The organism is uncultured Caballeronia sp. (genome assembly GCF_964243625.1).
In the GTDB taxonomy this organism is placed as follows: Bacteria; Pseudomonadota; Gammaproteobacteria; order Burkholderiales; family Burkholderiaceae; genus Caballeronia.
The window spans coordinates 1-9,123 of record NZ_CAXTGZ010000218.1 but is presented as its reverse complement, the minus strand read 5'-3'; the positions used below and the strand labels follow the sequence as shown (position 1 = coordinate 9,123).

7 protein-coding genes and 1 pseudogene are annotated in these 9,123 nt (G+C 61.8%); 3 read left to right on the top strand and 5 right to left on the bottom strand.

The annotated features are described in order from the left end of the window. Positions 1-964 (top strand): dihydroxy-acid dehydratase (locus ACFFAR_RS16170; RefSeq protein ID WP_375508123.1); only part of this gene is annotated, 964 nt, incomplete at its 5' end. An 82-nt stretch (positions 965-1,046) separates the two neighbouring features. Here ACFFAR_RS16170 and ACFFAR_RS16165 read toward each other — a convergent pair. The 3 genes from ACFFAR_RS16165 to ACFFAR_RS16155 form a co-directional block, all read right to left on the bottom strand. Continuing rightward, the gene (locus tag ACFFAR_RS16165; protein ID WP_174363772.1) at positions 1,047-2,051 is read right to left on the bottom strand and encodes an aldo/keto reductase; all 1,005 of its coding nucleotides are present in this window, start codon (positions 2,049-2,051) and stop codon (positions 1,047-1,049) included. Between the two features lie 113 nt (positions 2,052-2,164). Beyond that, positions 2,165-3,058 carry a LysR substrate-binding domain-containing protein gene (locus tag ACFFAR_RS16160; protein ID WP_174363773.1) on the bottom strand — a complete coding sequence of 298 codons (894 nt, stop codon included), beginning with the start codon at positions 3,056-3,058 and terminating at the stop codon, positions 2,165-2,167. Positions 3,059-3,166: 108 nt separating this feature from the next. Then, positions 3,167-4,009 carry an EamA family transporter gene (locus ACFFAR_RS16155; protein WP_174363774.1) on the bottom strand — a complete coding sequence of 281 codons (843 nt, stop codon included), beginning with the start codon at positions 4,007-4,009 and terminating at the stop codon, positions 3,167-3,169. A gap of 103 nt (positions 4,010-4,112) precedes the next feature. On the opposite strand from ACFFAR_RS16155, the gene gcvA reads away from it, so the two are divergent. Both gcvA and yghU read left to right on the top strand, forming a co-directional pair. Beyond that, positions 4,113-5,021: a transcriptional regulator GcvA gene (gene gcvA, locus ACFFAR_RS16150; RefSeq protein WP_174363775.1), complete on the top strand. Its 909-nt coding sequence runs from the start codon at positions 4,113-4,115 to the stop codon at positions 5,019-5,021. Between the two features lie 87 nt (positions 5,022-5,108). After that, positions 5,109-5,981, top strand: coding sequence for a glutathione-dependent disulfide-bond oxidoreductase (gene yghU, locus ACFFAR_RS16145; protein WP_075357665.1), 873 nt, complete (start codon positions 5,109-5,111; stop codon positions 5,979-5,981). A 26-nt stretch (positions 5,982-6,007) separates the two neighbouring features. On the opposite strand, the gene ACFFAR_RS16140 is transcribed toward yghU, so the two are convergent. Both ACFFAR_RS16140 and ACFFAR_RS16135 read right to left on the bottom strand, forming a co-directional pair. Continuing rightward, positions 6,008-8,272, bottom strand: a complete 2,265-nt coding sequence (locus ACFFAR_RS16140) for a filamentous hemagglutinin N-terminal domain-containing protein (protein ID WP_375508122.1) — start codon at positions 8,270-8,272, stop codon at positions 6,008-6,010. Positions 8,273-8,613: 341 nt separating this feature from the next. Next, positions 8,614-9,123: pseudogene (locus tag ACFFAR_RS16135) on the bottom strand (hypothetical protein); the annotation flags it as partial.

Here is a 9,123-nt window from a genome sequence, read left to right as displayed (position 1 = left end):
GTGGGTCGACTACGACCGCATCTCGCGCAACGTGCCGTGTCTTTGCAAGGCGGCGCCCGCGACCGACAAGTACCACATCGAGGACGTGCATCGCGCGGGGGGGATTCCCGGCATTCTCGGCGAGCTCGCACGCGCCGGGCTGCTCGACCTCTCGTGCGGCAACGTGCATAGCGGGACGCTTGGCGACGCGATTGCGAAGTGGGACATCGCGGGCGGTGCGGGCGAAGAAGCGCAGAAGTTTTTCCGCGCGGCGCCTGGCGGCATTCCGACGACCGTAGCGTTCAGCCAGGAAGCGACCTTCGCCTCACTCGATACCGATCGCAAGACCGGCTGTATCCGCAGCAAGCAGGACGCGTATTCGAAGGACGGCGGCCTCGCCGTGCTGTACGGCAATCTGGCGGAGAAGGGGTGTATCGTCAAGACGGCGGGCGTCGATGAATCGCAATGGCTGTTCTCGGGTCGCGCACGCGTGTTCGAGAGCCAGGATGACGCCGTCGAAGCCATCCTGGGCGACCAGGTCGTGGCGGGTGACGTAGTCGTGATCCGTTACGAAGGTCCGAAGGGCGGTCCGGGCATGCAGGAAATGCTCTACCCCACGTCGTACCTGAAGTCGAAGGGCCTGGGCAAGAGCTGCGCGCTCTTCACCGATGGCCGGTTCTCCGGCGGTTCGTCGGGGCTCGTGATCGGGCATGCATCGCCGGAAGCGGCCGAAGGTGGCACGATCGGGCTGGTGGAAGAGGGCGATGTGATCGAGATCGATATCCCGAATCGCAAGATGCATCTGGCGGTACCAGATGCGGAACTGGCGCGCCGTCGCGAAGTCATGGAAGCACGCGGTGACAAGGCTTGGATGCCGGTGAATCGCGAGCGCGTGGTGTCGCTCGCGTTGCAGGCGTACGCGGCGCTTGCAACATCGGCCGATCGTGGTGCCGTGCGCGATCTGTCGCAACTCAAGCGCAAGTAAGCGCCGTCAGGGCTCCGTTGCGTGAAGACATTGGAGCCCGGCAATCGGAGCCCGAAGCCCGGCGCAAACATTCGAGGGCGGCTTAAGCCACCCGCCGTCCTTCGACCGGATAGCCGGGATCGGTGTATCCCGGCGTCGATGTGTGTCCAGGCGGCACAAGACTGTCCACGAACGCCTCATCCCGGGCATCGAGCTTCAGGGTGAGCGCGTCCATGTAGCTGTCCCAGTGCGCTTCGGTGCGCGGCCCCGCGATCGTGGAACTGACGATCTTGTTGTTCAGCACCCAGGCGAGCGCGAAGGCGATCGAATTCGTGCCGCGCTCGGCCGCATGAGCAGCGAGTTTCTGCGCGATTTCCAGCGACTCCGGCCGGAACTCGGTCTGGTGAATACGCTTGTCGCCGCGACCGGCACGGGAATCGTCCGGCGGCGCGGAATCCGCCTTGTACTTGCCGGTCAGCACACCGCGAGCGAGCGGGCTGTATGGCACGACACCCACCCCGTAATGCGCGGCGGCCGGAAATTGTTCGACCTCGGCCGTGCGATCCACCATGTTGTACAGCGGCTCGCTCGCGACCGGCCGGTCGATGCCGAGCTGATCCGCGAGACGAACGATCTCGGCGATCCGCCAGCCCTTGAAATTCGATAAACCGAAATAACGCACTTTCCCCTGGCGGATCAGGTCGCCGATGGCGCGCACGCCTTCTTCCAGCGGCGCGTCGAGCAGGGCGCGATGAAAGTAAAGGATATCGATGTAGTCCGTGTCGAGACGCTTGAGGCTCGCCTCAACGGACTGGATGATCCACTTGCGCGACTGGCCTTGTTCGTTGGGACCTTGCTGTGTCGGGTAGCCGAACTTCGTCGCCACGACCCAATTGTCGCGCTTGCCGGCTATCGCGCGACCGACCACCTCTTCGGAGCGTCCGGCATGATAGACATCGGCGGTATCGATGAAGTTGATTCCCTGGTCGAATGCTTTGCTGATGATGCGTTTGGACGCCGGTTCGTCAGTCTCGCCACCGAACATCATTGCTCCGAGGCAGAGCGGTGAAACTTTAAGGGCACTTCGCCCCAGATAACGATAGTCCATGGGTCTCTCCGAATGAGTGGTTCATTGGAGATGATAAAGAGAGACATTTAATCGATAAAGGCCCATAAACGGCATGCCCTCATGAACGTGGTTCATGAATGGACGGTCGACATTCATTTGCTGTGACGCAGGGCGTCGATGATCAACGACATCGCACGCGAGGACTGGCGGCGGCTTGCGTAATAAGCATGCAAGCCGGGGAACGTAGGACTCCAGTCCTCCAGCACCCATTGAAGACGGCCGGCTGCGATGTGGGGTTGCACGATATCGGCAGGAAGGTACGCCAGGCCGTAACCGGCTAACGCGGCGTCGAGCATCTGATAGGTTCCGTTGAACGCGAGTTGACCTTCAACACGCACCTGGACCTCGCGCGCCCCTTTTTTAAGCTCCCATGCGTAGAACGAACCATGCGTGGGCAACCGCAGGTTGATGCAGTCATGCGCAGTCAGGTCCTGGGGTTTTGCAGGCGGCTTGCGGTTTTTCAGGTACGCGGGAGAACCGACGATCCCCATGCGCATGTCCGGCGCAATGCGCACGGCGATCATGTCCTTGGCGACCTGATTGCCGTTGCGGATACCAATGTCGTAACGATCCGCGACGATATCGGACAGACCGTAGTCGGTGATGATCTCGACCTTGATATCCGGATACTTCTTCAGAACCTTCGACAGCTTCGGCCAGAGCACCGTGCGGGTCGAGTGATCGGTCGCCGTGATGCGGATGGTTCCTGCCGGCTTGTCTCTGAGTTCCGTGACCGCTTTCAATTCGGTCTCGATCTCGTCGAATCGCGGCGCGACGGTATTGAGCAGCCGTTCTCCCGCTTCGGTCGGCGAAACGCTGCGGGTCGTCCGAGTGAGCAGCCGGACGCCGAGCCGCGTTTCCAGCGCTCTGATCGTATGGCTGAGCGCCGATTGCGACACGCCCATTTGAGCCGCCGCTTTAGTGAAGCTCTGCGCGCGCGCGACAGTGATGAAGGCGAGCAGGTCATTGAAATTTTCACGGGGCATTGATGAATCCGGCTCATGGGTGTCTGCGGATTCTACCGGCTAGTCATGATCGACGGCGGCCGCATCACTTGAAGGTTTGATAGGAAACGCGGCGGGTGAAAAGATACGTCAAAGCCCCAAAAAAACCGCCCCGGCCGCAACGACCAGGCACGCCAGCCAGCGCTTCACACTGACCGTTTCGCGCAAAAACACACGCCCTATCAGCACCGCGAACACCACGCTGGTCTCGCGCAACGCCGATACCGCGCCCATGGCGCCCGACTGCATCGCCCAGATCACGATGCCGTACGCCGCGATCGACACAAGGCCGCCCCCGATCGATGACACGACCGCCGCTGTCGCATCGCGTACTGGTGCCCAGAGTGCCGTGACCCCGCGCATCGCGATGAACAGCACGGGCATCAGCCAGTAGAACAGGAACATCCACACGGTGTAGGTGAGTGGCTCGCCGCTGGACGAGCGCACGCCGATACCATCGACCACCGTATAAAGCGCGATTGTTGCGCCGGTCATCAGCGCGTCCAGCACGCCCGCCCGCGAAACTTTCCCGCCTTCCAGCGCAAGCGCGATGATCCCGCTTGAGATCAATACGACCCCGAACACGTGCAGCGGCCCGATCGCCTCATGCGCGAACAGCGCCGCGCCGAGCGTCACGAGCAACGGCGACGAGCCGCGCGCAATCGGATACGCCTCGCCCAGGTCGCTGCGCCGGTACGCGCGCACGAGGCTCATGTTGTAGGCAACATGCAGGAACCCCGACGTCACGAGGTAGGGCCAAGCCGCCCGGACCGGCCAGGGCACGAACAGGATGACGACGCTTGAGACGACCGCGATCGAGATGCTCATCCATGTCATGGACAGGAAGCGGTCGTGGTTGCCGTGAAGCATCGCGTTCCAGCTCGCATGAAGCACGGCAGCAACGAGGACAAGACCACCGGTATAGCTGAGCATTGCGGACTGGACGCCAGAAAGGGTTCAGTAAGCAGGATATCTATCTTGTTGCCGGCGAACAAACCAGATAAATTGGATCATCGCGTTAGATAAACTCTTTTGAATGAAACGAACCCTTCCTCCGCTCAATGCTTTGCGAGCCTTCGAGGCCGCAGGCCGGCTTGGCAGCTTTAAAGATGCCGCCGCGCAATTGCACGTGACGCACGGCGCCGTGAGCCAGCACGTGCGTCTGCTGGAAGAGTGGCTTGGCGCGCCGCTGTTCGAACGGCACAACCGGCGCGTGGTGCTGACGCCGGCAGCCAGCATCTATCTGGCGGAGATCGGCCCGTTGTTCGAGCAGCTATCGCAGGCCACCACGCGATACGGCATCCCAGGCACGGTTTCACGCACGCTGACAGTGAACGCGCCTGCCACGTTCACGTTGCGCTGGCTGGTGCCGAGGCTGGCCCGCTTTCACGCCGGGCATCAAGACGTGGACGTGAGCGTGGTGACATCGAACGAGTCGGTGGAGAGTCTCAAGGATGTCCATGACATCGTGATCCGCGGCGGTCCCGATACGTTCTATGGCTATTCCATGCAAGCCTTCCTGTCCGAGGAGCGGCTTCCCGTTTGCAGTCCGGCGCTGTTGCAGCGTCTGCCACTTCGGGCGCCGGACGATCTGGCGCGGCATACGCTGCTGCATACGGCAAGCCTCCCGCGGCTCTGGCCGGACTGGCTCGCAAAGGCGCAGACTCCGGCGCTGCGGCCGGCGGCGGTCGTGACCTTCGATCACTTTTACCTGACGTTGCAGGCTGCCATCGACGGGATGGGGGTTGCGATGGGGCCGACGGCGCTTGTATCCGACGATCTTGCTTCGGGCCGGCTCGTGACGCCGTTTGCGGGGCCACGTCTACCATCGCGGAGTTATTGCACTTATGTGCCCGATGACAAATCCGCCGACGGTCTCGTCATGCTGTTTCGCTCATGGCTCGAGCGCGAAGGCGCGCGTCCGGATCCGCAGCCGGCACCTTGAGCGGTCCCGGCAACATCTGCATGGGTTTGTTATTCTCGCTCCAATATTTCGAGACAAACATCCCAATAGCTGCAAGGAGCCTTGAACATGAGCGATTCTTCCGATTACGTGCCGCCAAAAGTCTGGACCTGGAATAAAGGCAATGGTGGCCACTTCGCGAATATCAACCGGCCGATTTCCGGGCCGACGCACGACAAGGACCTGCCGGTCGGCAAGCACCCGCTCCAGCTTTATTCGCTGGGCACGCCGAACGGCGTGAAGGTCACCGTGATGCTGGAAGAACTGCTGGCGCTGGGTCACGGCGGCGCGGAGTATGACGCGTGGCTCATCAAGATCGGCGAAGGTGACCAGTTCGGCAGCGGCTTCGTGGCGGCGAACCCCAATTCGAAAATCCCCGCCCTGGTGGACCACAGCGGCGCCGAGCCGATTCGTGTGTTCGAGTCCGGCTCGATCCTCCTGTACCTCGCCGAGAAATTCAAGGCATTCCTTCCGACAGAGCCGGCTGCGCGCGCCGAATGTTTGTCGTGGCTTTTCTGGCAGATGGGCAGCGCGCCGTATCTGGGCGGCGGTTTCGGCCATTTCTACGCTTACGCGCCCACGAAGATCGAATACGCGATCAACCGTTTCGCCATGGAAACCAAGCGTCAGCTCGACGTGCTCGACAAACGGCTGGCGGACAACGAGTACATGGCGGGCAGCGAATACACGATCGCCGATATCGCCATCTGGCCGTGGTACGGCGGACTGGTCAAGGGCTGGCAGTACGGCGCGGGCGAATTTTTATCGGTGCAGGAATACACGCACGTGCAGCGATGGGCCAACGCCATAGGCGAACGTCCGACCGTGCAGCGCGGCCGGATGGTCAACCGGGTTTCCGGCGAACCATCGAGCCAACTTCACGAGCGTCACGACGCGAGCGACTTCGATACCAAGACGCAGGACAAGCTCGCCGCGAAGTAGGCGCCAGACTCAACTCAGCTTCAGCTTCAGTTGGCAACTTGCCAGCGCAACACCGGATGCGTTGCGCCTGCTGGCAATGCCCACACGCCGGTAGGACTGAAGTCATACGACACGAACGACGCCTCCGTGCTCATCTGCGCGGTGGTAAGTCCGTTCGATGCCGGCAGTTGCGTGCCGGCACGAACACCTTGCGTTTGCGTTGTCGTCTCCGTGTTCCAGTACGAATCGGGCGCAATCGTTCCGTTGTTGACAAACGCAAAGCCAGCCGATCCCTGCGAGCCGAAGCTCACTTTCCCGGTGGCGAACGACTGGCTGATCGTCCCTTCGTTGAAGCCGACGAATCCGCCGCCGGAACCGGTCGAGTACTGCGGCGTGACATCGCCGGTTGCATACGACTGGGTGATCGTCCCGGTGTTGTAGCCGACGAGTCCGCCGTTGATGCTGTCGCCGGAGACGCTCGCGCCACTCCAGGACCGTGCGATCAGACCTTCGTTCTTGCCAGCGAGTCCGCCGAACGTATTGCCGTCCTGAGACGGATCGAAGACGCTTCCGGTCGTGTACGAGTTGACGATCGTGCCTTGATTGTCACCGGCGAGCAGTCCGCTGCCGCCGTAAGAAATCCCTACCTTGCTCGTGACGACGCCGACATCACGCACGACACCCGCCGGCCCGATGACACCAAACAGCCCCGCGTTCAGGTCGGTCGAAAAATCCATGACTTGCGGCGCGAGGTTGGCGATGGTGTGCCACATGCCATCGAACTGACCGGTGAACGGTGTGTTGTGATTGCCTATCGGCGCGGAGGCGACGCCGCCCGCATCGATATCCTTGCCGAGCGCATAGATGCCCGCGAGATCGAGCGATACGTTCTGCAGATCGGCCATCGAATTGACGAGTTTGTACGCGGTGATCTGCGTGAGCAGGCCGCTGTATTGCGGCGCCTTCCATGCGGTATTGCTGCGCAGCGTGCCGGGCGTGTAGCTGCCGTTCATGTCGTAAAGCGCGCTGACAATGCCGGTGCTTCCCGACCAGTCGATGACCCCGCGGTTGATCACGCTGCCGCCGTTGTCGATTGCCGATGCATCGCTGCGTAGCGTCAGGTTGCCGCTGCCCTTGTTCTTCACAGTGGTGTTCTGCCCGATGGTCAACGTCCGGTAGGCGGCGAGCGTCAGCGACGCCGGACCTTGCCAGCGGATGTCCGAGTTCACGGTGATATCGCCGGCTGAACCTACGTTCACCGATGTCCCTTTGTTCAGGCTGCGCGACAGCGCGCCGGCGGCGGCATCGCCTGCGGTGAAGGCCGGCGTCGTGACATTCCACTGGGCCGCCACGACGGCCGGACTGCTTGAATCGGCATTGCCGAAGGACAACGTTTGCGCAGTTGTGTCGACTGTGCCGCCCGTGCCGTCTGCATTTGCCGCGCGAACGGTGCCGGTCTGGCGCACGGTGCCGGTATCGGCGACGAGCCATACGTGGCCATCGCGCGTGGCAGTGCCGGTCGCGCGGATTACGCTATGGTTGCCCGCGAGCGCATAGACGTTGCCGTCCGCCGCTTCCAGATTCACCTGGGCCGCGCGCACCGTGCCGCTGTTGATGACCGTGCCGCCGCTGCCCGTTTGCACGAACGTCTGCTTGCCAGTCGATGAATCCTGCAGCAGAACCTGCGCGCCGGCGGCGAGTTCGGCCGTGCCTTCCGGCGCGTTTATCGTGCCCTGGTTCGTCACGTCGCTTCGCGCGATCAGGAAGACATCGCCACCGCTCGATGAAATCTTGCCCAGGTTGATCACGCTTGCGTTCGATGTGCCTGACAGCGTCAGCGCGCCGCCTTGCATGAACGCGGCGTTAGTCGTGTCCAGCGTCGACCCGACAAAGCGGCCGCCCGTACTGATCACGCCGTTCTGGCCCACAAGAATGCCTTGCGGGTTGATCAGGTACACGCTGCCGGTTGCGCTGAGCGTGCCGAGGATCACCGACTGGTTGCCGCCAGTCACGCGGTTCAGGGTCGCGCCGTTGCCGTTATCGAATTTGACCTTGTTGCCGTTGCCAATAGAAAAGCTGTTCCAGTCGATGACTGTGCGCGATCCGCCGGCCTGCGTGATCGTGACCGCATTTGCGCTGCTGCTGATCGTGCCGCTGCCCGCCACGAACTGGCCGCCGTTCGGCAGCGGTCCGGCCGCGTAGACCACGGGAATATATAAAACGCTCAGTCCCGCGGATACACACAGCGCGAGCGGCAAAGGCCGCAAGCGCCCGGGAACGGTAGCCAGTTTCAAAGATAAAAGACGCGCCATGACGTCTCCGATTAGAGTGCCGGGAACACGCTGACCGCAACGCGGGACGCGTGGCTCATTCGATGTTTCAAACACGCGGACACACTCATCCGCCTGGCTGAAAAGCCCGGAGAACGCATCTGGTGTTGTGCTGCAAAAGGCGCTGTGTCGTGCGGGCGTGGGTAATCCACGGCTGCACGCTGCATTGGCTCGAATGATCGAAGTTTCACGGCTTGCGTGATGTTGATCTGCAGCCCTCGCGAAGAGTAAACGAAAGCAGGCTGACGATTTTGCAAGGGCCGAAAGTCTTGAAATCTTGACCGATTTGGTTGATCACCTGATTGTGATCGTCGTGAGGCGATTTATTGAGCCTCGACCCATTGGCCGGAATTGGGGCACAGCGCAACGCGTGCTCCCTTCAGCCAGACTTGTTCTTCGTCGGGACGCTTCGAAGTCGATGGAGCGATGTCGAATACCACGTTGAGAGCACGGGTCACGTGTTCGTCTTCAACAGGAAGCTCCCATGTCAGGAACAGTTGGGTGAAGTCTTGTTCTGCCGGGAAGTCGGCGTTGTCGAAACCGCTGCTACGGCGCTGGATGACGCCGTGAGGCTGGCACGTATCGAAGATCACGACCGTGCCCTGGGTCAGCGGGATTCGAAGATCCACTGACGGGAAATGCAGATCCAGACCCTTGTCGTCGCTCACGAAAAGATTGCAGAAGACCGCGCTGCCATATTGCTCGCCATCGTGGTGGTAGCGTGCGCCGCGGCAGACCATGAGGGCTACGTCGCTTGCAGCAAGCACCCCGGGCAGTCCTTGCGCGCAGGTCCAGTCGGCGCCACGTCCATATAGGCCATGCGCGCTGGCTGC

Coding starts and splice junctions, on each gene's coding strand:
- ACFFAR_RS16140 (WP_375508122.1), bottom strand. CDS start 8,272: ATGGCGCGTCTTTTATCTTTGAAACTGGCTACCGTTCCCGGGCGCTTG.
- yghU (WP_075357665.1), top strand. CDS start 5,109: ATGAGCGATTCTTCCGATTACGTGCCGCCAAAAGTCTGGACCTGGAAT.
- ACFFAR_RS16165 (WP_174363772.1), bottom strand. CDS start 2,051: ATGGACTATCGTTATCTGGGGCGAAGTGCCCTTAAAGTTTCACCGCTC.
- ACFFAR_RS16155 (WP_174363774.1), bottom strand. CDS start 4,009: ATGCTCAGCTATACCGGTGGTCTTGTCCTCGTTGCTGCCGTGCTTCAT.
- ACFFAR_RS16160 (WP_174363773.1), bottom strand. CDS start 3,058: ATGCCCCGTGAAAATTTCAATGACCTGCTCGCCTTCATCACTGTCGCG.
- gcvA (WP_174363775.1), top strand. CDS start 4,113: ATGAAACGAACCCTTCCTCCGCTCAATGCTTTGCGAGCCTTCGAGGCC.